At 67.6% G+C, this 25,557-nt stretch carries 22 protein-coding genes and 1 pseudogene; 7 read left to right on the forward strand and 16 right to left on the reverse strand.

Features of this window, described 5'->3' with window-relative positions; all coding sequences use genetic code 11:
• Window positions 1-341, reverse strand: a pseudogene (locus GORHZ_RS27305) (dipeptidase); the annotation flags it as partial.
• A 181-nt stretch (window positions 342-522) separates the two neighbouring features.
• Here GORHZ_RS27305 and GORHZ_RS27310 point away from each other — a divergent pair.
• Window positions 523-732, forward strand: coding sequence for a DUF8691 family protein (locus GORHZ_RS27310; RefSeq protein ID WP_006338968.1), 210 nt, complete (start codon window positions 523-525; stop codon window positions 730-732).
• Window positions 733-752: 20 nt separating this feature from the next.
• On the opposite strand, the gene GORHZ_RS27315 is transcribed toward GORHZ_RS27310, so the two are convergent.
• The 3 genes from GORHZ_RS27315 to GORHZ_RS27325 all read right to left on the reverse strand — a co-directional run bounded on the left by GORHZ_RS27315 (window position 753) and on the right by GORHZ_RS27325 (window position 5,272).
• Window positions 753-3,443, reverse strand: coding sequence for a LuxR C-terminal-related transcriptional regulator (locus GORHZ_RS27315; protein ID WP_157205379.1), 2,691 nt, complete (start codon window positions 3,441-3,443; stop codon window positions 753-755).
• A gap of 129 nt (window positions 3,444-3,572) precedes the next feature.
• Window positions 3,573-4,919, reverse strand: coding sequence for a DUF2252 domain-containing protein (locus GORHZ_RS27320; protein ID WP_006338970.1), 1,347 nt, complete (start codon window positions 4,917-4,919; stop codon window positions 3,573-3,575).
• 170 nt (window positions 4,920-5,089) lie between these two features.
• The gene (locus GORHZ_RS27325; RefSeq protein ID WP_006338971.1) at window positions 5,090-5,272 is read right to left on the reverse strand and encodes a hypothetical protein; all 183 of its coding nucleotides are present in this window, start codon (window positions 5,270-5,272) and stop codon (window positions 5,090-5,092) included.
• 82 nt (window positions 5,273-5,354) lie between these two features.
• Between GORHZ_RS27325 and GORHZ_RS27330 the strand changes: the two genes are divergently transcribed.
• On the forward strand, window positions 5,355-6,305 hold the full coding sequence (locus GORHZ_RS27330; protein ID WP_040533843.1) for a GlxA family transcriptional regulator: 951 nt from the start codon (window positions 5,355-5,357) through the stop codon (window positions 6,303-6,305).
• 27 nt (window positions 6,306-6,332) lie between these two features.
• Here the strand turns inward: GORHZ_RS27330 and GORHZ_RS27335 are convergent, their stop codons facing one another.
• The 9 genes from GORHZ_RS27335 to GORHZ_RS27375 all read right to left on the reverse strand — a co-directional run bounded on the left by GORHZ_RS27335 (window position 6,333) and on the right by GORHZ_RS27375 (window position 15,095).
• Entirely contained in the window at window positions 6,333-6,785 is a 453-nt protein-coding gene (locus GORHZ_RS27335) for a hypothetical protein (RefSeq protein WP_040533846.1), read from the reverse strand.
• A gap of 75 nt (window positions 6,786-6,860) precedes the next feature.
• Window positions 6,861-7,340: a Dps family protein gene (locus GORHZ_RS27340; protein ID WP_006338975.1), complete on the reverse strand. Its 480-nt coding sequence runs from the start codon at window positions 7,338-7,340 to the stop codon at window positions 6,861-6,863.
• A 91-nt stretch (window positions 7,341-7,431) separates the two neighbouring features.
• Entirely contained in the window at window positions 7,432-7,875 is a 444-nt protein-coding gene (locus GORHZ_RS27345) for a Fur family transcriptional regulator (protein WP_006338976.1), read from the reverse strand.
• Window positions 7,876-8,075: 200 nt separating this feature from the next.
• The gene (locus tag GORHZ_RS27350; RefSeq protein WP_006338977.1) at window positions 8,076-8,726 is read right to left on the reverse strand and encodes a hypothetical protein; all 651 of its coding nucleotides are present in this window, start codon (window positions 8,724-8,726) and stop codon (window positions 8,076-8,078) included.
• A 21-nt stretch (window positions 8,727-8,747) separates the two neighbouring features.
• Window positions 8,748-10,154: a hypothetical protein gene (locus GORHZ_RS27355; RefSeq protein ID WP_040533849.1), complete on the reverse strand. Its 1,407-nt coding sequence runs from the start codon at window positions 10,152-10,154 to the stop codon at window positions 8,748-8,750.
• A gap of 56 nt (window positions 10,155-10,210) precedes the next feature.
• Window positions 10,211-11,509, reverse strand: coding sequence for a lipase family protein (locus tag GORHZ_RS27360; protein WP_174347284.1), 1,299 nt, complete (start codon window positions 11,507-11,509; stop codon window positions 10,211-10,213).
• Window positions 11,510-11,593: 84 nt separating this feature from the next.
• On the reverse strand, window positions 11,594-12,736 hold the full coding sequence (locus GORHZ_RS27365; protein WP_245551533.1) for a lipase family protein: 1,143 nt from the start codon (window positions 12,734-12,736) through the stop codon (window positions 11,594-11,596).
• 66 nt (window positions 12,737-12,802) lie between these two features.
• Window positions 12,803-13,828, reverse strand: coding sequence for an aspartate-semialdehyde dehydrogenase (locus GORHZ_RS27370; protein WP_006338990.1), 1,026 nt, complete (start codon window positions 13,826-13,828; stop codon window positions 12,803-12,805).
• A 1-nt stretch (window position 13,829) separates the two neighbouring features.
• Entirely contained in the window at window positions 13,830-15,095 is a 1,266-nt protein-coding gene (locus tag GORHZ_RS27375; RefSeq protein ID WP_040533855.1) for an aspartate kinase, read from the reverse strand.
• Between the two features lie 197 nt (window positions 15,096-15,292).
• Here GORHZ_RS27375 and GORHZ_RS27380 point away from each other — a divergent pair, with 197 nt between their 5' ends.
• Window positions 15,293-16,567 carry a putative hexosyltransferase gene (locus tag GORHZ_RS27380; RefSeq protein WP_373279639.1) on the forward strand — a complete coding sequence of 425 codons (1,275 nt, stop codon included), beginning with the start codon at window positions 15,293-15,295 and terminating at the stop codon, window positions 16,565-16,567.
• On the opposite strand, the gene GORHZ_RS27385 is transcribed toward GORHZ_RS27380, so the two are convergent.
• Window positions 16,542-17,243 carry a TetR/AcrR family transcriptional regulator gene (locus GORHZ_RS27385; protein ID WP_006338993.1) on the reverse strand — a complete coding sequence of 234 codons (702 nt, stop codon included), beginning with the start codon at window positions 17,241-17,243 and terminating at the stop codon, window positions 16,542-16,544. The two genes, GORHZ_RS27380 and GORHZ_RS27385, sit on opposite strands and share 26 nt — an antisense overlap.
• Window positions 17,244-17,402: 159 nt before the next feature.
• Here GORHZ_RS27385 and GORHZ_RS27390 point away from each other — a divergent pair, with 159 nt between their 5' ends.
• Both GORHZ_RS27390 and GORHZ_RS27395 read left to right on the forward strand, forming a co-directional pair.
• Window positions 17,403-18,920 (forward strand): MFS transporter, encoded by a 1,518-nt coding sequence (locus tag GORHZ_RS27390; RefSeq protein WP_006338994.1) that lies wholly within the window; start codon window positions 17,403-17,405, stop codon window positions 18,918-18,920.
• Between the two features lie 22 nt (window positions 18,921-18,942).
• Window positions 18,943-19,500, forward strand: a complete 558-nt coding sequence (locus tag GORHZ_RS27395) for a nitroreductase family protein (protein ID WP_006338995.1) — start codon at window positions 18,943-18,945, stop codon at window positions 19,498-19,500.
• A gap of 6 nt (window positions 19,501-19,506) precedes the next feature.
• On the opposite strand, the gene GORHZ_RS27400 is transcribed toward GORHZ_RS27395, so the two are convergent.
• Window positions 19,507-19,947, reverse strand: a complete 441-nt coding sequence (locus tag GORHZ_RS27400; RefSeq protein ID WP_006339001.1) for a hemophore-related protein — start codon at window positions 19,945-19,947, stop codon at window positions 19,507-19,509.
• A gap of 234 nt (window positions 19,948-20,181) precedes the next feature.
• Between GORHZ_RS27400 and GORHZ_RS27405 the strand changes: the two genes are divergently transcribed.
• Together GORHZ_RS27405 and leuA are read left to right on the forward strand one after the other, a co-directional pair.
• On the forward strand, window positions 20,182-21,807 hold the full coding sequence (locus GORHZ_RS27405; RefSeq protein ID WP_006339003.1) for an FUSC family protein: 1,626 nt from the start codon (window positions 20,182-20,184) through the stop codon (window positions 21,805-21,807).
• 147 nt (window positions 21,808-21,954) lie between these two features.
• On the forward strand, window positions 21,955-23,808 hold the full coding sequence (gene leuA, locus GORHZ_RS27410) for a 2-isopropylmalate synthase (protein ID WP_006339012.1): 1,854 nt from the start codon (window positions 21,955-21,957) through the stop codon (window positions 23,806-23,808).
• Window positions 23,809-24,058: 250 nt separating this feature from the next.
• Here the strand turns inward: leuA and GORHZ_RS27415 are convergent, their stop codons facing one another.
• The gene (locus GORHZ_RS27415) at window positions 24,059-25,540 is read right to left on the reverse strand and encodes a hypothetical protein (RefSeq protein WP_006339014.1); all 1,482 of its coding nucleotides are present in this window, start codon (window positions 25,538-25,540) and stop codon (window positions 24,059-24,061) included.
• Between the last annotated feature and the right edge of the window lie 17 nt (window positions 25,541-25,557).

Below are 25,557 nucleotides of genomic sequence, written 5' to 3' on the forward strand. Positions count from 1 at the left end.
CCGTTGCGTTCGGTCAGGCTCCACACCGGCGAGTCCCACTCGTCCTCTCCCAGTGGGGGCTGCACGTCGTGGTGGAAGTACAGCAGCACCGTCGGCGCGTCGTCGGGGCCGTCGAGGTGTCCGGTCACGGCCTTGCTGCCGTCGGAGGTCTCGTTCGCCGCGACCTCGTCGAATCCGAGCGACGTGAACGCCTCGAGTAGCCAGTCGACCATCTTGTCGCACTCCTCGGGTGGCGACACCTCAGGATTGTGCACCGACTGGAAGGAGACCATCTCGGCCAGCTCCGACTGCGCCTGCGGCATCAGTCCGTGTACTCGTTCGCGTAGCACATCGTCGGTCATCGGCGACTCCTATCGGGTTGACTCCTCCCAAGCCTGTCACGACTTGGCCGGATCGTGTCGGGTCTGCGCGCAACCCGGTCGCCGACACCGGGGTTCATCCGGCGCGGATGATGTGCGCGACGACGATATCCGGCACCCTCGCATACATCGGCACCCATTGCGACGAGACGGCGTGAACCCAATGGATCGCTTCGAATACGAGTTCGTCATCGACGGAGAGCTCTCCGAGCGGGTGCTGTCCTGTTTCCCGGAGCTCGCCGTCAGCATCGACCGGCAGCACACCTCGACGCGGCTGTCCGGCGAGCTACCCGACGCCGCGGCCGCACGGGGGATCATCGCCCGTCTCGACGATCTCGGCCTGACGCTGCGCGAATTCCGTCGCCTGCCCTGACCGCCCAGACATCCTCAGGCTCAGATCAATCCGGCACTCCGAGCGGCCACGACGGCGTCCCGGCGGGTACCCACGCCGAGTTTGCGATAGATGGCACGCAGGTGGGTCTTGACCGTGTTGACCGAGACCGACAGGATCTCGGCCATCTCTTCCGCGGTGCGACCCGACGGCAGACAATGCAGCACACGCATCTCCGACGGCGTGAGATGCACCTCGTCGGGACCGCTTCGATCGTGGGACAACCGGCGGACATGGTCGGCGAAACCGTCGAGGTACCCTAAGGATCCGCTGTGCCGGGCCAGAGCGTCGGCGATTGCCCGGCCGCCCTCGAGAAACGGTGCGACCAGCCGCATCGGCTCGGCGATCGACAGCGCGGTCTCCAGACCCCGGTGGCAGGCGTGCTCGTCGTCGCGCGCCACCCCGATGTAGGCATCGAGCACACCGACGGACACCCCAGTCACCGGATGCATACGGCCTGTGTTGCCCAGCATGGGACCGAGAATCGTTCGGGCACTCTCGAACCGACCCTGCGCGCACCGCGCGATCACGGTCGCCAGCGTCGTTTCCCACTGCGGACCCGACGCGTGCTCGGCAGTCTCGACCAGTTCGAATATCCGGTCCGGATGTCCGACCGCCGCACACATGTGGGCAACACGCGGCAGCAGAACCGACGACCGTGCCGGCCCCAGATCCGGTCCCGCTTTCGCCAGCATTGTGGCCAGGACACGCCGGGCGCGATCGGCGACCATCGCGCGATGATCGGTCTCGCGGAACCGCGCGACCAGCATGAGGAGTTCCGTGCGCGCATCAGCGACATCGACCAGTCCACCCGGGCTCGGACCCGATGCGAGATCGCCGTCGTCGAGGGATGGATCGTATGGTTCGCCCGTCAGATACTGCGCGTAGGCGATTTTCGCCCGGCATCGGGCGACGATGTGGCGCGTGCTCGGCCCCGTCGTGCTCGGCTCCGTCGTGCCGGCCAGCGCGATCGCCGACCGCGAATACCTGAGCATCACCAGGTTGTCACCGCGCTGACCGGATGCGGCCGCCCTGCGCTCCAGGATCCGCGCCCGCAACAGGTCCTGCGCGGATGTCTCCGCGATCGCGATCGCCGAGGTCAGCACGGTCTCCGCCCGATCCAACTCGCCGAGACCGATGAATGTCGATCCGATGGTCATGAGGGCGAGCGCGCGCATGGCCGGTGTCGTGCCCGACGGCGGCGGCGACACCACCGAACGGATCAGCGCGTCGAGATCCCCGATCGGCCGGTACGCCGCCAGTTGAAGCAGCAGAATCCGATACAGCAAGCCGACATCGTCGGGTTGCGAAACGAGATCGGTCAGCTGCGGGGAAGCGATCCCGGCGTTTTCCAGATGAATTGCCGCACAATTGGTATCACCGATTTCTAGCGCGACAAGGGCACGCAGCAGCATCACGATGGCGGTGTCGGCCAGGACATGACAACAGTCGTCGAGCATCGGCTCGAAGGCGTCGATCTCACCGGCGAGCACCATGCCGGCGCCACTGGTCATCAGTGTCGCGGCGAGTACCTCCGGATCGCCGAACATCAACGCCTGTCGGAGTGCGTCTCCGTGACGCTGATGCCGCGATGACCATGCGATCGCTCGCAGATACGCGTCGTCGACCGCACCGGGGCCGGTGCGTCGCAACTCTGCGACGAGGTGGACACGGATCAGACCTGGATACGTGTACCCACCCCCGTCCTGCGCCGGGCTGCCCATGGATCCGGCAGGCACCACCGGGAATCCGGCACCGACGAGTTCGGTCACCGCGGCCGCGGCGTCCTGGCCACTCACGTGTGTGGCGAGGTCGACATCGAAGTCGGGTAGCACGGCGGTCGTGGCCGCGAACTCGCGAAGGTGAACCGGCAGTCTCGCGATCATCGCCCCGACCAGTAGGTCGGAAACGGGTTGTGTCGATGCCTCGAGTTCGGCGAGGGCCTGGGCGACATCGCGTCGACCCGCCAGATGATCGGCCGCGATGAGTACCAACGTGATCCACCCGCGGGTCAGCTCCCTGACGCGTGTCACCTGCCCGGACGTCACCTCCGTCCCGGTCGCCCGCAACACCGCCGTCGTCTCGTCGTCGGTCAACGACATCTCGGCCGTCCCGATCCGGGTGAAGCGACGCTCCGACGCGTAGCGGTGCCACGCGAGCGGGGGATCGTGACGCGCGATCAATACGACCGACACATGTTGGGGTATCGCGTCGAGGAACGTCTGCACGCTGTGCATGCTCAGAGGGTCCGAGAGTCCGTGCGCATCATCGATCACGATGACCACTTGTCGATCGATCGCGGCCAATTCGCGCTCGACCCAATCGGCGTCCTCGGGGAAGGACAGCTCGTCGCGACGCCGGGAGAGCGAGGGCCGAGCGATCGCCGCGCGTGTGCCCGCAGGATATGTCTGTGCCGCGATCTGTGTTCGCAGGCTGCGCCACATTCCCACGACACGCTCCGGTCGCGCCACCTGTGTGGTCGCCACGATCGTGTCGTCGAGGGTGGCGAGCCACCGTGCGATCTGAGTGGTCTTGCCGGTCCCGGCCGGCGCACTGACCAGGACCACGCTGCCGTTCGCGTGCCCCGTTCGGCCGCTGGCCACGTCGAGCAGTCCATTGACCCGGCTCTGGCTCGGGAGCGGTGCAGCAGCGCCCGAGCCGACGGCAGTCCCGGCGACCGCAGCGGGTTTCACCTCCCCCCGACCCCGACCTTCCACACTCTCCCCTCCCGACGATTCCCTGACAGCACGATTGTGCGCATACGTCGATGGCGGATGGACGAATTCGCATCCAACCGGGATGAAAGCATCATCGAATCGTTGTCAACCGAGGTCGTGGACCTCGATTCGGCCGGCGTCGATAGCCGCGAGCATGTTCGTGTGATCGGTATCGTTCAGGTCCGCATAGGCCATCGAGAAGTCGGCGATCGCGTTCTCGAATTCCTTTCCGGTGCCCAGGAAGTCGGCAATCTCGAACCGGCTCGCGGTCCGGGCGTGCGCCTGCGCGAGGGTTTGGCCGCACAGACGCGCATAGAGTCTCATCTCCTTGGGGTTGAGGATCTCGATGACGACCGACCCCTTGCCGTCCTTGAGCTGCCGGACATAGAGGTCGCGCCTCTCACCGTTCTCGTCATATCCCGTTGTCCACCCGAGGAAAACATCGCTCGCCGCCTGCAGCAGCCGCTGACCCTCGACAACGCGCTGCCCCTCGTTGGGGTACTCCGTGGCGGGTATGTGATCGGCAAGGACGGATCGTTGCGCCTCCTTGAGTTGCAGGAACAGCCGATCGTCGGCGCCCTTACCCTGCAGCAGCACAATCCAACAGCGTGTTCCGACGCTGCCCACCCCGACCACCTTGCGTGCGACATCGACGAGGGTGAACTGGTCGAACAACGCCTTGATGTAGTCCGGCAGCATCGCACGGTACTTGCTGATCCGCTCGGCGACCATCCCCTGGATCTCGTCGGCGAGGTCGTCGGAAGCCAACTCGGAGATGGGCACCAGCAGTGGCGGCTCGCTGCGAATGTGCGGATTGCCCTGCTCATCGAAGACGCACAGCTTGCTCACTTCCCGAATACTGTTGCGGTGGCTCGCCTTCTGCAGGCCTTTCACCGCGCGCTGCTCGGTGGAGCTGTCCAGCTTCGATCCGATTATCCCCAGCATCTCCTCGACAGCGACGCCTTCATACCAGCAGTCCATGGTCGACTGAGTCACGCTCTTCTGCATCCACTTCTGGTATGACCTCGCGGCCTCGCGGGCATTCTTGCGCGACGACTCGGCATCGAAGCCGTTGCCCCGACTCGCCACCACCAAGCTGGCAGCCAATCGCTTGACGTCCCATTCGAACGGGCCTGCGCTCGTCTCGTCGAAGTCGTTGACGTCGAAGACCATCCGACGCTCCGGCGTGTAGAAGACCCCGAAGTTGCTCAGGTGGGCGTCCCCGCAGATCTGGGTCTGCACCCCCGAGTTCGGAGTCGCGGCGAGGTCTGCGGCCATCACCGCCGCCGCGCCGCGGTAGAACGTGAAGGGCGTGGCAGCCATCCGAGCATGACGGACCGGGACCAGCTCCGGCACCCTGGACTTTGCCTGGTCGGCCAAGATGTCCAGCGGGTCGCGCCGCTTCCCCGGGTCCACACACTGTGCCAGATCGGTCATGGTTGCCGCGGCCATCGTCGCCTCCTGTGGGTACTGGGACGCACCCACAGCCTCGGTCCACCAACATGGCCTCGGCCGCAGGAAACGTCGGACGGTCCTTGATGGGAAATTCTCCCACCTCATCCGGCCATCCGGTAGCGAATCGGCCCGCAGGTATGTCGGATCGGCGAGCACGCCGGTTGCGCTCAGGCGCAGTCGCGCCGGCGCAGGTTCAGGACAACGAGTTCGTCATGGATCCGCTCACTGTCGGGCCCGAAGCCGAAGGGCACACGGTTGAGGTCGGTGGTACGTCGGTCTGCGCGGCACACCATCACCACGGCGGGCGCGACGATGGCGATCAACAGGGTTAGCAAGATGATGGTGTTCATGACTGAAACTATTCGCTCAATAAGATCCCGCCACCAGTGGCTTGAATGACATCCTTCGAAAATTTTCTGCCATACTGGGATGGTGCTTCGCACCGTGGCCGTGATTCTGTACCGAGAGGTGGCCCTGTTCGAGTTCGGCGTGGTCAACGAGGTCTTCGGCATCGACCGCACCGACGACGGGGTGCCGCCATTCGAATTCCTGATCTGCTCTCCTGAACCCGGAGTGCCGCTCAGCATCGGCAACGGGGCGTTCGTCATCCCGCCGCATTCGCTCGACGACGCGGTGCGCGCCGATCTCGTCGCCGTGCCGGGCGGGGACACCGACCCCGACGTCTTCCCGCCGGAGGTGCTCGACACGCTCCGGGCCGTCGTCGAGCGCGGCGGACGGGTGCTGACCGTGTGCACCGGGGCGTTCGCGGCGGGTGCCGCGGGGCTACTCGACGGCCGACGTTGTACGACGCATTGGCGCTACGGCGCCAAGATCGCCCGTCTGTTCCCGAAGGCGATCGTCAACACCGACGTGTTGTTCGTCGACGACGGCCCGATCACGACCAGCGCCGGCACCGCCGCGGGCATCGACGCGTCGCTTCATCTGGTCCGGCAGGAATACGGGCCCGACGTGGCCAATAGGATCGCCCGGCGCATGGTGGTGGCGCCCCACCGCGACGGCGGCCAGCGCCAGTTCGTCGAAGCGCCCGTGCCGGCCTGTGATTCCGACGGTTTCGCGACGATGCTCGGCTGGATGATCGAACACCTCGATCAGGACATTGCCGTCGACGACCTCGCCGCACGCATGCACATGTCGACGCGGACTTTCGCTCGGCGTTTCGTCGAGGAGGTCGGGGTCTCGCCGCACAAGTGGCTCACCGAACAGCGCGTGCTGCATGCCCGGCGCCTCCTGGAGTCGACCGCGTTGCCGGTGGACGAGGTCGCCGGCAAGGTCGGCTTCGCGTCCTCCACGCTGCTGCGCCATCACTTCAATGCCGCGGTGGGTGTCACCCCGACCGTCTATCGGCGACGCTTCGCCCGCTGACCCGGCGCCTCGCCGGGGTACGGCTCGTCAGGACGAGGCGTAGGACTCGGCGAACGATACCCGCGGGGTCGTCGCGGTGTGATAGATCGCCAACACCGCGTAGGTGAGCGTCGCGATTGCGAAGACGACGGCGACGATGATCGCGGCGATGGTCACGACGTCATAGAGCACGCCGTCGCCCGAGTCCGCCGCCAGGGCGGCGGTCACCGCGAGTGCGGTCCCCAGCAACGCCCACGCAGCACTGCGAATCCGCGGTGCGACCACCGACGCGTAGAACAGGCGTTGATAGATCGCCAACTCGAACTCGTCGACGGCGGCGAGCCGCACCTCGTCGTCGCCGGCCAGCTCCCGGAGCTCCCGCGCCAGGGCGACGTCGCCGCGCAACATGGCTGTCTCCCGCCCCCGATACCGCACGAAGGCGATGACCCCGATGGCCGCCGCGACCAACCCCAGCCCGACAACCGCTCCCCAACTGTCCACGCCCACACGGTACATGCGGCGAACAGACGACAGTGCGCCCGGTGTGACCGGGCGCACTGTCGTCTCGGGGGTCGGTCAGGCGACCTGCGCCTGCCACATCCAGTGCAGCTGTTCGAGCTTCGAGGTGATCTCGATCAGCAGATCCTGCGTCACCGGGTCGGCCGACTCGGTCGTGGCGATACGCTCCCGGAGGCCGGCGATGACCGCCTTGAGGTTGTCCACGACGGAGGCGACGACGGTCGTATCGTCGGTCCATCCGTCACCGAAGCCGGTGGTGCGGGCCGTCTTCGCCACGGTCTCGGCGCGCCCGTCGGGGCTCACACCGATGGCGGTGGCACGCTCGGCAGCGGCGTCGGTGAACTCGCGGGTCACCGTGACGAGTTCGTCGAGTTCGAGGTGGACCGAACGGAACTGCCGGCCGACGACGTTCCAGTGCGCCTGCTTGGCGATCAGGGACAGATCGATGAGATCGACCAGCGTCTCCTGCAGGGCGGCACCGGTGACCGACTTCTGGTCATCGGTCAGCGTGCTGGTGATGGGTGTTTTGGTCGTCATGTGAGACAACTCCTTTCATTGGGGCTGATGCTTCTGATGGTTCGCCGAGCCGGTGGGCTCGGTCACCGGGAACCAGGCAGTCCGGTGAAATTCAGTTGTTCGCAGTGGCATTCGCCGCTGCGCGGCAGGCCGGGCACAATCCCCAGAAGGTGACCTCGGCCTCGTCGATGACATACCGGTGGTCACGATCGGGGGCCAGACACGGCGCCGCACCGACCAGGCAGTCGATGTCGTGGATCTCGCCGCAGGACCGGCAGATCAGGTGGTGATGGTTGTCGGCCGTACGTGTTTCGTATCGCACCGGCGATCCGGCCGGCTCAATCCGCCGCAGCAGCCCGCGATCCGCGCAGGCCCGCAGCACGTCGTACACCGTCTGTGTCGATACTGCACCGAGCTGCTCGCGCACACCGGCGGCGACGAAATCCGCCGTCGAGTGCGGATGCGCGTCCAGGATCTCCAATACCGCGAGCCGCGGAGCGGTGACCCGCATCCCCGCCTCCCGGAGTCGGCGACTGAACTGCTGGCGATCTGACACGACTCCACTGTAGCGACTTTTCTGGAACTAGTCCAGAAACTGGATGTGCTCCAGTAATGGCACCCGGGCCGCTCAACGAGTAGGCACCTCAACCACCGCCGATCGCGTAGGCACCTCAACCACCGCCGATCGAGTAGGCACCGAGCTTGCGAGGGGCCGTATCGAGATCACCCGTCGCACTGAGCGTGTCGAGATCGAGATCACACACCCCGCCACATCCGCGTCGGCCGCATCCGGGTCGACGGCGGTAGCCACTGCTCGACGGTGCGTCGCAGAGTCAGCACCGCTGCGATGATCAGCAGCGCGAACTGCACCCACCCGATCACCGTCATCGCCGACCAGATCTCCGGGTAGGCGAACAACAGGTCGATACCGATCGGGATGCACAGCAGGTTCACCACGACCGTTGCGAGAAAGAAGTTGCGGGCGTTGCGACTGTGGCGGCTGGCCGCCGCGACCAGAAACGCGTACTCGACCGCCAGGAACACCACGATCATGATCAGCATGAACGGCGGGAAGAAACCGGCCATCTGATCGATGCCGCCCTCCGGACCCGCGTTGGCCGGGTCGGTGGCGACACCCTCGTGCAGCCGCGCCCGGAGCAGGTCGGCGATCAGGCCGAGGTGGGTGAATCCGTAGACCACACTGACCGATCCCGCGATCGCCGCACCCCACCAGGCGACGCGGGCATGGGAAGCCAACGAGGCCGGTGCGGGACCCGGGTCATCGGGCCGGGACGGGTAGAGGACCGCGTCGTCCCGATCTCGCGACGTCCGCGCGATCGCCGCCAGGTCCTCGGCGTCGAGTTCGGCCTGCGTCGGGATGCGATCCGGGTCGTCGGGGTCGGTCATGGACCCGATTGTCCCACCTGCCTATCGTCCGATCTTGAGCATCCGCCCCACGGTGGCCTGCCACATCGTCCCGTCACGGCCGATGGTTCCCGTCAGTTCCAGCGGTTCGTCGAGCGGGCCCTGACCCACCCCGAGTGTTCGCACCCGCTTTCCGGTGGCGAAATCGGTTGCCAGGTAATAGATCGGGCCCACCTGCTGGATCGAGCCGGGAATATACGGACCGTAACCCAGGGCGTGGATCAGACCGTCGGCTCGGGACAGATGCGGTAGCGAGGCGATCCGATCACCGTTCTCCCAGACCCGGCGGCATGCGTTGTCGGACACGTCGATGCGTGTCGAACCACCGAGGAACGGCGCATCCACCGGCACGCTGGGCCCGGTGACCGCCATCGGCGGGTACTGATAGCCGTAGGTGCTCGGGATGACGAGGGACCGTCCCCAGGCCATGATCGAGTTCTCGGTACCCTGCCCGGAGGTTCCGAAGGCCGGCATCCGGCAGACCGTCGAGCCGGTGTCACTGTCGTAGACGATCAGCTGCGGACGGGCCCCGTTGTCCACGATCGCCACCCAGCCGTCCCCGCCGGGTCCGAAATAGGTTGGGGTGGTTCCCGATCCCCAGGTCAGCTGGCCCGGCTTGCGGGCCGGTCCACGGTCGTAGGCCCGTCGCCACACCACCCGCGGCACGCCGTCGCCGCCGGCGTGCATCTCATACAGCGCATGCGTGGTGAGGATCGACGCCCCCGACGCCCGGATCGTCAGCCCGTTCCCGAGATCCTCGCCACGCGGAAGGTGCATCGACCGTATCCGCGAACCGTCGACCGTGCCGACAACCCCGTGGGTCGTCGCGAACCAGATCCGGCCGGAGAAGTCGGGGGCAAGTCCGGTGATCGCATCACCGGACGGGATGTGGCCGGAAACGTCGGTCCGCTCATCGATGTACAACCTCCACCCGGTGGGTGACTTACGATGCGCGACACGCAGAATTGCGCCCGATCCATCCGCGACGACGACCCGGTCACGGTCATCGAGATAGCCGTACACACCGCCGAGCAGTCCGCCCTTGGTCAGCTGCAGCCGGGAGACAGGTGCCGCGCTTGTCGGGTCGAACAGCGTCACCGTCGACACCGCGAAGGCAGGTGGCGAGATCCCAATGTACTGGGTGCACAACGACACCGGCATCGCATCGCCGCCCACGAAAGTCGCGGCGCAGGCACCTCCCGGAACCGACGAGGCCAGGAGTCGCGCGCTACGTCCGGGACCGGGGAACGGTGTCGAGTCGGTGGACCACAGGTCGGCGTGCATCAGCGACGTACCGGCCGGGCCGAGACCCGGGGTCGCCGGCACACCTGCCGGCACCGCCGCGCCGTTGCCCGCCGGCAACCCGACGGCGAACACCATCGCGACGATCACCGCCCAGATGCGCATCATCCCGACAGGATGGCAGGTGTGCGGCCGCGACGTCCCGGCGATGGCCGGTGCGGCGCTCATCGGTCGAAATGCGTGAGGATGAACTGCGTGCCGGGCAGCATCGTCGCCAGCATCGGCAGCGCGTGGTTGACCACCAGGCCCGGGAGAATCGGCGGGGTCGGATTGGTCACCATCGTCACGTCGGCCCCCTGGGCGCGCCAGTCACGGTAAAGCTCGGCGACACCGTCGTAGGGGATCACGTCGTCGTTGATCCCGCCCTCGAGCAGCACCGGCGCGTTCGGCCTGAGCGTCCCGATGCGCTGTTCCTCGACGATCTTGCGCACGTCGGGATGGCGGAGGATCACATCGGTCAGCGAGTCGCGTGTCCGCGTCCAGCTGCTGGTGCGCTGGAAGCCGAAGGACAGGATGGTGTCACCGATACACTGCTGCGACAGGCGCCCCAGCGCTGCGCGACCACTCCGGTTGGTCTCGGCTCCGACGACCCTCTCCAGCCGCGCATACCGGGCGCGCAGACCGTTGATGGCGTAGCCGATCGCGCCGGAGATCGCGCTGCCGTCGATCTGGCCGATGACCTTGAACAGGTCGGCCGGCGGGGCGCCGGCATAGGTGGCCTTCACGTTGAGCTCCGGGGCATAGGTTGCGGCCAGCTCGGCCGCCGACGCGGCGGCACCGCCACCCTGGGAGTAGCCCGAGAACCCGACCGGCGAATCGGCGGGCGCCTTGGCGAGACGCAGCGCCGCGCGAGCCGCGTCGAGCATCGCATGTCCCGATTCAAGCCGGTTCACGTACGTGTGGACACCCGGCGTCCCCATGCCGATGTAATCGGTCAACGCCACCCGCACGCCGTTGAGTAGTAGCAGATTCATCTCCAGAGCGGAGTAGTTGACCGCGATGCTCGGCTTCGTCGGATCGATCGCCAACGGCAAGCTCATCATCTTCGAGCCGGCGCACTGATCGCCCTGACCGACGGTTCCCGGCCCAAGCACCACCGTCGGCCGCGGCCCCTTTCCGCGCCACGGTGCGGTCGGTTCGACGACGGTCCCGGTGACCGCGGCCGGTGTCCCGTCCTGATAGCGCGACGTGTACATGATCCGTGTCGCGGTGCCGGGCCACTGGTTCGGCAGCCCCGGGATCTGCAACAGCAGCGGACTCGGCTCGGTGCGGATCACCGAACCCGGCTGGGTCGCGAACTGCGTGGGAGGTGTGTAGAAGTCCCGTGCCGCGGCAGCGGTCGACGTGCCCATCGTCAGCCCGGTCACGACGACGACACTCGCGGTGACGAGAGCGGCCAGCCGACGCGCACCGCGCGGGCGACAGGCCGAAGCCAATGAGATGTTCCCCCCGGTTTGTGTCATGACTACGTAAGCTACCGCACAGTAAGGTAGCGAGGTGACCGGAGCCATAGAAGTCTCGGCCACCGATGACCCCCGATCATGACGTCAGCGCGGCGGTATCACCCTGTGGAGGAACTGCACGGTGTAGTCGAGTCCACCCTTTGCGCCGACGTCGCGGTGGTCCGAGTCAATGGCATAAAACTCTGCCGGGTTTCCACCCGCCGCCAGTTGCCCCAGCAACGCGACGGTCAGCGGGATCGGAACCGTCGTGTCACGGGTACCGTGCACGATCATGATCGGGTCCCGGTAACCCGACGTGGGGACGGCCATGTAATCGTGAATCGCCGCGGTGAACGGTGGCTGTGAGAGCGGCTTGGCGAGCAGCGCACCCGGGGTCTGGCCGGCGACCACCGACGCCCACGACGACGAGCAGGATCTCGCCATCCGGTCGATGGTCATCCGGCCCGTGGGCGACAGATACGACGTGACGTCGACTCCGGTCCGCGTCGCGTCCATGCCGGTGAGCACGGCTGCGAAGTTGGTGACCGGAAACAGCGGCACGCTCGGCATACCCGGGAACGCGAGGGCGAGGAGGGTTTCGGCGTTGGAGGCGGGTGCGAGCGCCGCGGTGCCCCGGAAGTCGAGGCCCGGTGCGCGACGCGGCGCCAGGTGTCCGGTGGCGAGGGCCGCATGCCCACCCTGCGATACACCGGCCACCGCCCAGGTGGACGAGAGGCCGCCGACCCCCGACCGGGCCGCACGCACCGCGTCGATCGTCGCGGTCGCCTCCGTTCGGGTGTTCAGGTACGGATGCGGCCCGGGCGACTGCGCGCTCAGTCCGAGGTAGTCGGGGGCTACGACCGCGTATCCGGCGTCGTTGAGCCGGGCGACCGTCGGGCCGGTGCCGGCCTCGAGGTTCGCCGACCCGGTGAGGCCGCAGTTCTGCGCCAGGCCGGAGGTGCCGTGGTCCCATGCGACGATGCGCCAACCACCCGCCGGCGGGGTTCCCCGCGGCACCCGCACCAGCGCCGTCGCGGTGGTGGGCTCGCCCATCGCCCCGGTGGTGCGGTAGGTGATCTGCTCGACCCGATCGAGTCCGGCCCATCCGGGCACGGGTACCGCGGACACGACGTCTCCCGGAGCTGCCGAACCCGGCGCGGCCACACCCGCGGAAACGATCGCGCACACCATGATCGACGCTGCCAACCAGCCGCCGATCCGACACCATCGGGACTTCGCAGAACGCACCGGACAACCCCTTTCGGGCCGTCATCCAGGGTGACTCAGTCGCGGGTGCCCCGCAAGGTGCAGGCCTCAGACCAGCAGTTCGGCGATCTGAATGGTGTTGAGCGCGGCACCCTTGCGGAGGTTGTCGCCGGAGACGAACAGCGCCAGGCCGCGCCCGTCGGGCACCCCGGGGTCCTGCCGGATACGGCCGACGAGCGAGTTGTCCTTCCCGGCCGCGGCCAGCGGCGTCGGGACGTCGGTCAGCTCGACACCCGCTGCGCCGGCGAGGATCTCCTGCGCACGCGCCACCGAGATCGGATCGGCGAACTCGGCGTTGATCGACAGCGAGTGCCCGGTGAAGACCGGCACCCGCACACAGGTGCCGCTGACCAGCAGGTCGGGCAGACCCAGGATCTTGCGGGATTCGTTGCGCAGCTTCTGGTCCTCGTCGGTCTCGCCCGAGCCGTCGTCGACGAGCGCCCCGGCCAGGGCGACGACATTGAAGGCGATCGGCGCGACGTACTTGTTCGGTGCCGGGAAGTCGACCGAACTACCGTCGTAGACAAGCTTCTCGGCGTCGGCGACCACGGCACGCGCCTGCGACACGAGTTCCTCGACACCGGCCAGGCCACTACCCGAGACGGCCTGGTAGCTCGACACGATCAGGCGCTGCAGCCCGGCCTCGTCGTGCAGCGGCTTGAGCACCGGCATCGCGGCCATCGTCGTGCAGTTCGGATTGGCGATGATGCCCTTCGGCGGTTTCTGCGCGAGTTCGCCGTTGACCTCGGACACGATCAGCGGGACGTCGGGGTCCTTGCGCCAGGCCGACGAATTGTCGATGACGGTCACGCCGGCGGCGGCGAAGCGCGGCGCCTGCTCCCGCGACATCGTGGCACCGGCCGAGAACAGCGCGATGTCGAGGCCGGTGGGATCGGCCGTGGCCGCATCCTCGACGACGATCTCGCCGTCACCCCACGGCAGCTTCTTGCCGGCCGAGCGCGACGACGCGAAGAACCGGATCTCGTCGGCGGGAAACTTACGCTCCGCCAACAGGGCCCGCATCACACCGCCGACCTGGCCGGTCGCTCCGACAACTCCGAGAGATACGCCCATGTCAGCGCCCCGTTCCCGCGTAGACGACGGCCTCTTCGTCGCCGCCGAGATCGAAGGCCGCGTGCAGTGCGCGCACCGCATCGTCGAGTTCGGAGTCACGGCACAGCACCGAGATCCGGATCTCCGAGGTGGAGATCAACTCGATGTTGATGCCGGCCTCACTGAGCGCCTCACAGAAGGTGGCGGTCACCCCGGGATGGGATTTCATGCCGGCACCGACGAGCGACACCTTGCCGATGTGGTCGTCGTAGAGCAGATCGGTGAAGCCGATGTCGGCCTGCAGCTTCGAGAGCTTCTCCATGCCCAGCGGCCCGAGTTCGCGCGGCAGGGTGAAGGTGATGTCGGTCTTACCGGTCTCGACCTTCGAGATGTTCTGCAGCACCATGTCGATGTTGATTTCGGCGTCGGCGACGGCACGGAAGACCTTGGCCGCGTAGCCCGGCTGGTCGGAGAGCCCGACCACGGTGATCTTGGCCTCGCTGCGGTCGTGTGCGACGCCGGTGAGAATGGCTTCTTCCACGGGGATGTCCTCCATCGATCCGGTCACGAGTGTGCCGGGTTTGGTCGAGTACGACGAGCGCACGTGAACGGGAACGTTGTACCGACGCGCGTATTCCACGCAGCGCAGCATCAGGACCTTGGCGCCACACGCCGCCATCTCCAGCATCTCCTCGAAGGAGACGGTCTCGAGCCGGCGCGCGTTGGGCACGATGCGGGGGTCGGCGGTGTAGACGCCGTCGACGTCGGTGTAGATCTCGCAGACGTCGGCCTTCAGTGCGGCGGCCAGCGCCACAGCGGTGGTATCGGAACCACCGCGACCCAGGGTGGTGATGTCCTTGGTGTCCTGCGACACGCCCTGGAAGCCGGCGACCAGGACGATCTTGCCCTCGTCGAGTGCGCTGCGGACACGACCAGGCGTCACGTCGATGATCTTCGCCTTGCCGTGGCTGCTGGTCGTGATGACACCGGCCTGCGAGCCGGTGAATGACTGTGCTTGCGCACCCATCGAGCTGATGGCCATCGCGACGAGAGCGTTGGAGATCCGCTCACCCGAGGTGAGCAGCATGTCCATCTCGCGCGGCGGCGGCGTCGGATTGACCTGCTGGGCGAGGTCGAGGAGCTCGTCGGTGGTGTCACCCATCGCCGACACCACGACGACCACGTCATGGCCCTGCTTCTTCGTCTCGACGATGCGCTCGGCGACACGACGGATGCGCTCGGCCGTCGCGACCGAGGATCCGCCGTACTTCTGCACCACGAGTGCCACGTCGAACCACCTTCCGGCGTTGAGATGGACGCATTGTGCCTGTTCGGGCACCGTTCCGATGCGTCCGACGTCCAATTCCTGGGGCCCCACCTTACCGGCGGCCCATCCGCGGCCCGAATCGGCCGTCGCGCGTCGCGGAGAACTCGCCGATGCCGCGCCCCGGATCGGCCGACGGCGCCCGACGTAGGATCGCTGGGGTGGCCACCGGAACAGACCTCGGCGCGACCGCACATGGACCCCGCACCCCACGGCGCGGTGAGCACCCAGTGCCGAGGGGCGGCGGCCCGGCCCGCGACGGCGGCCCGTCGTGGTCGCCCACAGCCGGGTTCCGCGTTCGCGCATGGCTCGAGCCGATCCTGGTCTTCTTGGCCATCCGCGGTGTCGGCATTCTGGTTCTCGCACGGTTCACGCAACTGCGTGACACCACCCTGGGCGACTCGCTGTGGCTCTGGGACGGCAAGTGGATGCTCGCGATCGCCGAGTACGGATACGGCGACGTCCCGTTCTCCCAGACCGATGCCCGGGGCCTGCACACCCCCGATACCGCCTACGCCTTTTTTCCCGGCTATCCGCTGCTGGTCGGAGCGGTCGCGAAACTCCCGCTCGTCACTCCGTTCGGGGCGGCGCTGGCGGTGAACGTGGTCCTGGGCTGCCTGGCCGCTGTCGGCGCGGCGCGACTCGGTGCCATCTGCGCACGATTGATGGCCAACACGTCGCCGATCGGGGTGGCCAACCCACATCGGACCGGGCTGTTGTTGGTGGCGTTGTTCGCGGCGACGCCCATGTCGGTGGTCCTGAACATGGCCTACACCGAGGCTCTGTTCTGCGCGCTCGCCGTGTGGGCGCTCGTCGGTGTCCTCGAGCATCGGTGGCTGCTGGCCGGGATCTGTGCCCTTCTCGCGGGTCTGAGCCGACCGACCGCCGTCGTGCTGATCGGGGTGGTGGTGCTCGCGGCGCTGTTGGCGCGGCGCGACGGCCCGCGGGCCTGGATCGCCGTCGCGATCAGCCCGCTGGGCTACCTCGGGTATCTCGCCGTGGTCTGGGCCCACACCGGATCACCGACCGGCTGGTTCCGCATCCAGACGGAGGGATGGGGGACGGAGTTCGACTGGGGCCGCGCCACCTTCTCCTTCGTCAACGAGACGCTGGTGCACTCCGGGGAGGTCGCCCCGGTCGCGACCGCGTGGATCATCCTGGCGACGCTGGCCTTGCTGGTGGTGGCCGCGTGGTCGCGGCTGCCGTGGCCGGTACTGCTCTACGGAACGCTCGTGGTGGCCACCATCGTGTTGTCGAGCGGACTGATGATGAGTCGTGCGCGGCTGCTGTTGCCAGCGTTCGTGCTGCTGATCCCGGTCGCGATGATGCTGGCGCGCATTCGCCTGTCCGTGGCCGTGGCGGCGATGGTCCCGATCGTGATCGGCAGCGCGTGGTTCGGCGCGCACATGCTCACCGTGTATCCGCACGCGATGTGACGCTGCGATCCCGGCGCGCCTCGAATCCCCCACACAGATAGCCGATCCCGTCGTCGAGACGAGCGCGCGGATCGAGTAGCCGCGGCGCCGCGTCCAGGCCGGCGAGCCCGGACAGACGTGGTGCGACGACGTTGGGGTGACCGGCGATCAGCTCGGCGAGGCCGTCTGGGTGATCGGTAGGTTTCTCCGCCCGCAGCAGGTCGTCGCTCACCGCGATCAGCGCGACGCCGTGCACGTAGCTCCAGACCGTCAGGGCCATCTCGGTGGCCTCCACCAGGTCGACCCCGAGGTCGAGGAAGCCGCTCGCGAACCAGTCCAGGCACCGCAGCGACTGGTCACCGAAGCTGTGTCGCGGTGACGAGTACGCCAGCACGACCCAGGGATGGCGTCGGTAGAGCGCCCAGTCGATCTCGACGATGGCGTCCACGCGTTCGCGCCAGGTCCACGGACCCGAGTCGTCGACGGGGTACGGGAAGCGACGGCCGATCTCCTCGGACATCTCCTGCAGCAAGGTGTCCTTGTCCTCGACGTGCCGGTACAGCGACATGGCCCCCACCCCGAGCTCGTCGGCGATCCGGCGCATCGACAGCCCACCGATACCGTCCCGGTCGGCGACATCGATCGCGGCGTCGACGATGGTCGGCAGTGTCAGTTTGGTGTTGTCCGTGGACGCCACGGGCGCAATCCCCTCGTCGGTCTCGTCGGTCGCCGGTGATCTGCACAGCCAGCGGGAATAACTCGGTTGCGTACAGCGTACCCAATCTCGTACCGTCGAGCGTACGCCGTACGCGTCCTTTCGGAACTGCGACGATTACGAGAAACAGGAGAGTCTGTCATGTCCACCCTCACCCCAGCATCGGATCGGCGCCACGGAGAAGTCTCCGGCGCCGACCGTCGTATGTGGTGGGGCTTGGCGGTCCTGACCCTGCCGGTCCTGCTTGTCTCGATGGATTTCTCCGTCCTCTATCTCGCCATCCCGGCGATCACCGACTCGCTCGCCCCCTCGGCGACCGAGCAGTTGTGGATCCTCGACATCTACGGCTTCGGAATCGCCGGACTGCTCATCACGATGGGCAACGTCGGGGACCGCGTCGGGCGGCGGCGCATCCTGCTCGCGGGTGCCGCGCTGTTCGGTGCGGCGTCGGTCCTGGCGGCCTTCGCCCCGAGTGCGGCGGTGCTCATCGCCGCCCGCGCGCTGATGGGTGTCGGTGGCGCCACCCTGATGCCGTCGAGCCTGTCGTTGATCGCGAACATGTTCCCGAACGCGCGGGACCGGGCACGCGCCATCGGGGTGTGGACCGCGGCGTTTGCCGGCGGCAGCGCCCTCGGTCCGGTGATCGGCGGCATCCTGCTACATCACTACTGGTGGGGCGTGGTGTTCCTGATCAACGTGCCGGTGCTCGCGGTGCTCTTCCTCACCGCACCACGCCTGGTGCCGGAGTATCGGGCCGCGAGTTCCGAACCCTTCGACTTCGTCGGCGTCGGGTTGTCGATGCTCGGCATCCTGCCGCTGGTCTACGCGGTCAAGACGATGGCCGCCGAGGGCGTCGACGCGACAGTGCTGGCGATCGGCCTGTTCGGTGTACTCATGCTCGCGCTGTTCCTGGCGCAGCAGCGCCGCGCCCCGGCCCCCCTGCTCGACCTGAAACTGTTCGGCAACCCGATGTTCAGCGGGGCGGTGGCGGTCGCGCTGGTCGGCATGATGGCGCTGGGCGGCATGTCCTATCTGACCGGCGTGTACCTGCAGTCGGTCCGCGGCTTTGACGTCCTGACGGCCGCGCTGGCCGGACTGCCGATGGCGGTCGCGGTGGCGGTCTTCTCGATCGGCGCCTCCCGCGTCGTCGCCGTCGTCGGGCTGCGGACGGCGTTCGTCGGTTCGATCCTGCTCGCCGCCGCCGGCAACCTGGGCCTTCTGGCCCTGAGCATGTCGAGTCCGATGTGGGTCTACCTGGTGTTCACCTCGGTCGCCGGCATCGGCTACGGCGTGCAGTTCAGCCTGGTCTCCGATGTCGTCGTCGGGTCGGTGCCGGTCGAGCGGTCCGGGGCGGCGTCGGGTATCTCCGAGACCAGCTTCGAACTCGGTACCGCGCTGGGCCTGGCCCTACTCGGCTCACTGGCGACCCTGGTGTTCCGGGAGCACTCGCAAGGGTGGGGGTTCGGTGACACCCTCGGTGAGACACTGCACGTCGCCCACGGGAACGAGGATGCCGGGAGTGCGGTGGCGGCCGCGGCCCGGTCCGCCTTCGTCGACGGCATGCACACCGCATCGTTGGCGAGCGTGATCGCGCTCGGTGTGCTGGCGGTGGTGTTGAGCTTCGCGATGCGGACTCGCCGTGCTGTGATGCCTCGTTAGAGCGTGCCCTAGTGTCGGCGGCATGCACGAACTGATCGAAGGACGATGGAGCGCACGCGGCTACGACCCGGACGCGACGATCTCCACCGACGAGCTCGTCTCGATCCTCGATGCCGGACGGTGGGCGCCGACCTGGGGACGTATGCAGCCGGTTCGGTTCATCGTCGGAATGCGCGGCGACGCCACGTTCGCCAAACTCACCGCGGTCATGAAACGCGGCAACGTCACGTGGGCACCCGCGTCGGCGGCGCTGGTGCTGGTGTGTACGACCACCGAACCCGACGACGAGAAGGCCCGCACGTACGCCGCCGTGGACACCGGACTGGCCGTGTCGCAGATGATCCTGCAGGCCGGGTCGCTGGGCTTCAACGGCCACCCGATGGCGGGCTTCCACCCCGAGGACGCGCGCACCGAGTTCGGTATCCCCGACACCCATCGGGCGCTCGTGCTGCTCGCCGTCGGCAAGCTCGCGGATCCGCAGACCGTCACGCCCGAGATCAGGGAGCGCGACGAGCGTCCCCGCACCCGGCTCCCGCTGACCGAGGTCGCGTTCGCCGGGTCGTGGGGACACCCGTTCTGACGTGGATCAGAACCTGGCGCAGGTCATCTCGGCCCGCTTGACCGCGTCGTGGTCCTTGTTCGACCGCGTCCACCTCAGGTGATGGTCGCGGGCGAACTTCGCAATCGCCGCCATATTCGGATGCGTGTGCCGGAACTGGGCACGACGGGCCTGGCGCTGTTGCGGCGTGAGCATGATCGTCGTCTCGAAGTGATGCTTGGCCCGCGGATGGGTGTCGATGCGCATCCAGAGGGCCGGGTCCTGTTTCGCGAGCGCCCGCTCGACCTGGGCGAGCGAGCAGTGGGTGCCCGGAACATAGGTCGAATGCGGTGCGGGATGCTCCGGCGGCGCGGACGGTGCAGCGGTCGCGACACCGCCGACGGCGATCGCCGATGCGATGCCGGCACCGGCGACGGTATAGGCGGCCCCGCGCAAGAGTTTCTTTCCGGGAAGTCTGGTGTGGTTCATGAACACATCCTTTGTTGTCCGGCCGACGGCGACCCCGTCGCGACGATGCCCGCGGAAGGTCGGGCACGCGAGGAAAACTATGGCCGGCAGATGTGACCCGCCTGAGAAACGACCAACAGATTCGCCACTATTTTCGCAGCTCACGGGCTATTTTGCCGGAATTGTGTCACCATGTCTGGTTTGGCTATCGTGGACGGTGGTGCCAAACCCCTGAGCCGATAGAGCCGCAAAGACATGAGCGTTCCGCCCGATCCGGGTCCGCCCCCGCGGCCCGCCTTCGTCCGGCTGTTCTTCGCGGTCCCCGACATCCGTGGACGAACCGCACCCGCGATCCGCGCCGGTCTCGCCTTCGCACTGCCGGCTCTCGCCCTGTACCTGGCCGGTTTCGAGCGGGATGCGCTGCTCGCCGCACTCGGTGGTTTCGCTGTTCTCTACGGCGAGAAGCGCCCCTACCGGGTGCGCTGGCGCGTGATCACGATCACCGCGGTGGTGCTCGTGACCGTCGCCGCGCTCTACGGATACCTGGGCGCCTGGGTGGGCGCCGACGCCACCTTCGCTGAGGACCTCCTCGTGGTCGGCGTGCTCACCGTCGGCGCCGGCGTGGTGGTGTTCATCGTCAACGCGATGCGGCACGGACCGCCCGGCCCGTTCTTCTTCGTGCTCACCGCATGTGTCGCGTCGGTGGTCACCCGGCACGGTGTCGCACCGGACTCGTTGATCCTCGCCGCGGCCGCGGGCGCTATCGGCTCGTTGGTGGTCGGAATGGCGCCGGCGCTGTGGCACCCCCAGGGCCCGGAGATCGCCGCCACCGATGCCGCGATGGCGGCCGTCGAGGAGTACCTCGACGACAACCGGGCCGCCGATCCCGCCCGACGACACGGAGTCGCGCTCTCGACGCTGCACGCCTGGACGGTGCTGCACGATGCCGCGCAGACCGACACCGCACTCGCGCAGGAATTGTGGGTGTCCCAGCACCGGTTCCACGATGCGCGGCCGGGCCCGCTGGCGCCGCCGCTGCCTCGACCGTCCGTCGGCCACCGGCTGCGCAACGCCTGTCACCACGACTCGCACGCGACGGTGACGACGATCCGGGTCGTGATCACCGCGGCGCTCGCCGGAGCGCTGTCGGTGTGGTGGGGTCTGGGACGCCCGGACTGGGCGATCCTCGGCACGGTTCTGGTGTTGCAGCTGGGCCCGGATCGCATCCGCGGCAGCCTGCGCGGCGCGCACCGGCTGGCCGGAACCGTGCTCGGGCTCGCCGTGTTCGCGCTGCTGTTCCTTCTCGATCTGCCGGTACTGCCGCTGATCGTGGTGATCGCGGTCCTCAACGTGGCGATCGAGCTGACCATCGTCGGCAACTATGCCGTCGCCGTCACCTTCATCACGCCGCTGGCCATGCTGATGGGCACCCCGGAGGCAGGTATCGAAGGACCGATCCGCGATCGGTTCCTCGAGACCCTGCTCGGCGTCGCGCTGGCCGTCGCGGCGATGTGGGTGCTGGTACCGCGGGCCCATCGGCGCACGTTGCGGCACTCCGACGCAGAGGTGCTCGCCGCGTGCGACACGATCCTCGACGGTGAGAACACACGACCCGTCTCGGCACCGAAGGTGCTGTCACACCGGCGCGATCTGCAGTGGTCGCTGCTCGCCGCCGAGATGGCCGCGACCGACAGCGCCAGCGACGAACCCCATTGGGCGGCAAGGGAATGGCCGAAACACCTCGCGGTATGCCAGATCGGCTACGACACCCTGACCGCCTGCTGGCGCACCGACCCCACCGGCCCGCTCAAGGCGGGCACACGACACGAGTTGTCGGCGCGGGTGTCGGTCGCACAGACGAACCGGACGACACACATTTGATCCGCGATATCCCCGAGGAGTACAGTCCAGTGCATGCAGCGCGCGCTCCTTCTCGGTTGCCGCGGCGGGGTCTGATTCGACCGGCCCTCCGTCGCGGGGCCCAACATGCGCCGGTCAACTTCCTTCGATCACGGAGATTGACCACCAATGGCACCAGCAGACACCTTCACCTCGGGCGCGAGTCGTATCGTCGAGCCCGCCGGCCCCATCCCCGCCGACCAGCCCGTCTGGAATCCCCAGCGCAGCTCGGCGATGCCCGTTCACCGCTATCGCCAGTTCGCCGACGAGGTCGAGACGGTATCGGTACCCGACCGCTCCTGGCCCGACAAGACCATCACCACCGCGCCCCTGTGGTGCGCCGTCGATCTGCGTGACGGCAACCAGGCCCTGATCGACCCGATGAGCCCGGCACGCAAGCGCCGCATGTTCGACCTGCTGGTCCGCATGGGCTACAAGGAGATCGAGGTCGGTTTCCCGTCGGCGAGTCAGACCGACTTCGATTTCGTCCGCGAGATCATCGAGGACGAGGCGATCCCCGACGATGTCACCATCCAGGTGCTGACCCAGTGCCGTGACGAACTGATCGAGCGCACCTTCGAGGCCTGCCGCGGCGCCAACAAGGTCATCGTGCACTTCTACAACTCGACGTCGGTGCTGCAGCGGCGCGTCGTGTTCCGCGCCGACAAGGACGCCATCACCGACATCGCGGTTCACGCCGCACACAAGGTACTCGAGGAGCAGGCGAAGTACCCCGACACCCAGTGGCGCTACGAGTACTCACCGGAGTCCTACACCGGGACCGAGCTGAGCTACGCCAAACACGTCTGTGACGCGGTCACCGAGATCATCGCTCCGACTCCGGAGAACCCGATGATCATCAACCTGCCGGCGACCGTGGAGATGGCCACACCGAACGTGTACGCCGACTCGATCGAGTGGATGCACCGCAACCTGGCGCGTCGCGACTCGATCATCCTGAGCCTGCACCCGCACAACGATCGTGGCACCGCGGTCGCCGCCGCCGAACTCGGCTATCAGGCCGGCGCGGACCGCATCGAGGGCTGCCTGTTCGGCAACGGTGAGCGCACCGGCAACGTCTGCCTGGTGACCCTGGGCATGAACATGTTCAGCCGGGGCGTCGACCCGCAGATCTCCTTCTCCGACATCGACGAGATCCGTCGCACCGTCGAATACTGCAACCAGCTCAACGTTCCCGAGCGCCATCCCTACGGCGGCGATCTGGTCTACACCGCGTTCTCCGGCAGCCACCAGGACGCCATCAACAAGGGCCTCGACCAGATGAAGTTCGATGCCGACGACGCCGATTCCGACGTCGACGACATGGTCTGGCAGGTGCCCTACCTGCCGATCGACCCGAAGGACGTCGGCCGCAACTACGAGGCCGTCATCCGCGTGAACAGCCAGTCCGGCAAGGGCGGCGTCGCCTACATCATGAAGGCCGACCACGGGATGAACCTGCCGCGGCGCCTGCAGATCGAGTTCAGCCGCGAGATCCAGAAGCTCACCGACGGTGAGGGTGGCGAGGTGTCGCCCAAGGAGATGTGGGACGTCTTCGCCGACGAGTACCTCACGCCTGTCCGACCGCTGGAACGGATGCGCCAGCGCGTCGATGCCGCCGAGGTCGACGGCGGCGAGGACCACATCACCGCCGTGGTGAAGGTCGACGGCGTCGAGAGGGAGATCTCGGGCACCGGCAACGGACCGCTCGCCGCGTTCGTCGACGCCCTGTCGACGGTCGGCTTCGACGTCCGGGTACTCGACTACAGCGAGCACGCGCTGACCTCCGGCGGAGACGCCAGTGCGGCCGCCTACGTCGAGACCGAGGTCAACGGCGAAACCGTCTGGGGTGTCGGCGTCGCGTCGTCGATCACCACCGCCAGCCTGCGCGCGGTGGTTTCCGCGGTGAACCGCGCCCACCGGGTCGCCGGCGATGCCCCCGACGCGGACGCGGTCGCCGCACCGCGCACCTGGGCGCCGTAGACCAACCGCGCTGATCCCCGCCGCTCCGTGAGGAGTGCGCTCGCGAACCCTCCGCTCCGGTGAGGAGCGAGTTCGCGGGCGTCACGAAGGGCGGGAGCATCCGCGCATCCCCACAGACCCACGGTGGGCCGGGTGATCCTCGGCCGACACCGTGAACGGGCATGGGCCGGGACCGATCTCGACGGGTGACCCTCGTCGACGGTCCCGGCCCATCCTGCTGTTCGGAGTCGGTTCGGGTGGTGTGTCCCAGTCAGTGATCGGTCGCCACGTCCGACGACGATGATCCGCTGTCTGCGTCCGTCGGGATCGGCTCGGTCTTGGTCTCCCCCGAGATCGGCTCCGTATCGGCCTCCGACTCGCCCTGCGACGGCTCCCCCTCCGGCGGCCCGTCCACCGCGGGACGCGGTGAGCGCCGGGCCGGCGCGATCAGGAACTCGAAACCGACGAGCACCGCGCCCGCGATCACGACGGTCCAGATGACCACCATCGCGGTGGGATAGTCCCAGAACACCAGCATCAGGGCGGCGATCACGACGATCGCGATCCGCACCGGGATTCGCAGCTGCCAGGCCAACCGCTCGACCTCGTTGGGCGCGCGGTTCGAGCGGCGGGCGTCCACCGCTGCGAAACCACGCCCGATCCCGGATCGAACGGCGCTCGCCGACCGCGATCCGCCGGCGAAGAAGGCGATCGCGGCGATCACCAGTCCGAGCACCGCGACGGCACGGAGTGCGGTCCGCAACGGCGCGACCATGGTGTCGAAGATGGCGCGCGCCGCGGGCACCGACAGGACGTCGGTCGGTATCGCGTTGAGGTAGAAGAAACGTCCGATCAGCAGTCCCAATGCCAGCAGCAGCATCGCGATGACCATGGCGATGCCGACCGACACGGTGGTGCGCAACCGGCGCCCATGGCCCGCCGCCAGCACCGCCCCGAGGGCGGCCAGGATCGCCAGCCACGGCAGGATCGTCGCCACCTTGTCCAGCGCGCTCACCAGACCCTGCGCCCGGGCCAGCTCCGGTGACTCGAAGATGACGAATTTCTTGTTGATAGACGGGATCGCCGAGGCGAATCCGAAGCCGCGATCCTCGAGTTGCTGTTTGACCTGGTCGATGATCGGACCGAGTTCGATGGCGATCGTTCCGGTGTCGGAGACGTCCACGGCGGCATGCTTGGTGTCCCCGGTCACGACCGCGACGACGCTCTGATGCGCCGCGCGGTTGACGGTCACCCACAGGTCCTTGAACTGTTGGGATTTGACGAAGCTGGCGACGGTGCTGTGGACGAAGTTTGTGGCCTGACTCGCCAGCAACGGCGCGAGACCATCGACGGCCTGATCGATGCGCGGTCGATCAGGGGCAGCGGCCTCGGTGAGGCCCTGCAGGGAATCGGTGACGAGCTTGTTGATGTCGATGTGCTGATCGATCGCGTCGTTGATGGAGGTGGTGACCTGATCCTGCACCGCCGGATTCGAGGCCAGCGGGGTGACGGTGGCGACGTAGTGGTTGGTGTCGAGGATCTCGCTGCGGACGTAGTTGGTGGTCACCGACAACAGCGCCAGCAGGGCCGTGAGGAACACCAGGAACCAGACGCCGATCCGCCGGCCGAGGTGGCGTTCGCGTCGCGGTTCCGGGCGCAGCGTGGCGACTTCGGCGCGGAGCCGCTCGAGTTCGGCGCGTTCGTCCGAACTCAACGGACTGCTGTTGTCCTCAGCGGCGGACGACGATTCCATGGCCGGGGGGACCTCCT

It is taken from the genome of Gordonia rhizosphera NBRC 16068 (assembly GCF_000298195.1).
Lineage (GTDB): Bacteria > Actinomycetota > Actinomycetes > Mycobacteriales > Mycobacteriaceae > Gordonia > Gordonia rhizosphera.

What these genes read in the sequence shown, in the direction of transcription:
- GORHZ_RS27415 (WP_006339014.1), bottom strand. Translation starts at nt 25,540, where the DNA reads ATGGAATCGTCGTCCGCCGCTGAGGACAACAGCAGTCCGTTGAGTTCG.
- GORHZ_RS27360 (WP_174347284.1), bottom strand. Translation starts at nt 11,509, where the DNA reads ATGACACAAACCGGGGGGAACATCTCATTGGCTTCGGCCTGTCGCCCG.
- GORHZ_RS27355 (WP_040533849.1), bottom strand. Translation starts at nt 10,154, where the DNA reads ATGATGCGCATCTGGGCGGTGATCGTCGCGATGGTGTTCGCCGTCGGG.
- GORHZ_RS27310 (WP_006338968.1), top strand. Translation starts at nt 523, where the DNA reads ATGGATCGCTTCGAATACGAGTTCGTCATCGACGGAGAGCTCTCCGAG.
- GORHZ_RS27325 (WP_006338971.1), bottom strand. Translation starts at nt 5,272, where the DNA reads ATGAACACCATCATCTTGCTAACCCTGTTGATCGCCATCGTCGCGCCC.
- GORHZ_RS27395 (WP_006338995.1), top strand. Translation starts at nt 18,943, where the DNA reads ATGCACGAACTGATCGAAGGACGATGGAGCGCACGCGGCTACGACCCG.
- GORHZ_RS27320 (WP_006338970.1), bottom strand. Translation starts at nt 4,919, where the DNA reads ATGGCCGCGGCAACCATGACCGATCTGGCACAGTGTGTGGACCCGGGG.
- GORHZ_RS27350 (WP_006338977.1), bottom strand. Translation starts at nt 8,726, where the DNA reads ATGACCGACCCCGACGACCCGGATCGCATCCCGACGCAGGCCGAACTC.
- GORHZ_RS27405 (WP_006339003.1), top strand. Translation starts at nt 20,182, where the DNA reads ATGAGCGTTCCGCCCGATCCGGGTCCGCCCCCGCGGCCCGCCTTCGTC.
- GORHZ_RS27370 (WP_006338990.1), bottom strand. Translation starts at nt 13,828, where the DNA reads ATGGGCGTATCTCTCGGAGTTGTCGGAGCGACCGGCCAGGTCGGCGGT.
- GORHZ_RS27340 (WP_006338975.1), bottom strand. Translation starts at nt 7,340, where the DNA reads ATGACGACCAAAACACCCATCACCAGCACGCTGACCGATGACCAGAAG.
- leuA (WP_006339012.1), top strand. Translation starts at nt 21,955, where the DNA reads ATGGCACCAGCAGACACCTTCACCTCGGGCGCGAGTCGTATCGTCGAG.
- GORHZ_RS27390 (WP_006338994.1), top strand. Translation starts at nt 17,403, where the DNA reads ATGTCCACCCTCACCCCAGCATCGGATCGGCGCCACGGAGAAGTCTCC.
- GORHZ_RS27400 (WP_006339001.1), bottom strand. Translation starts at nt 19,947, where the DNA reads ATGAACCACACCAGACTTCCCGGAAAGAAACTCTTGCGCGGGGCCGCC.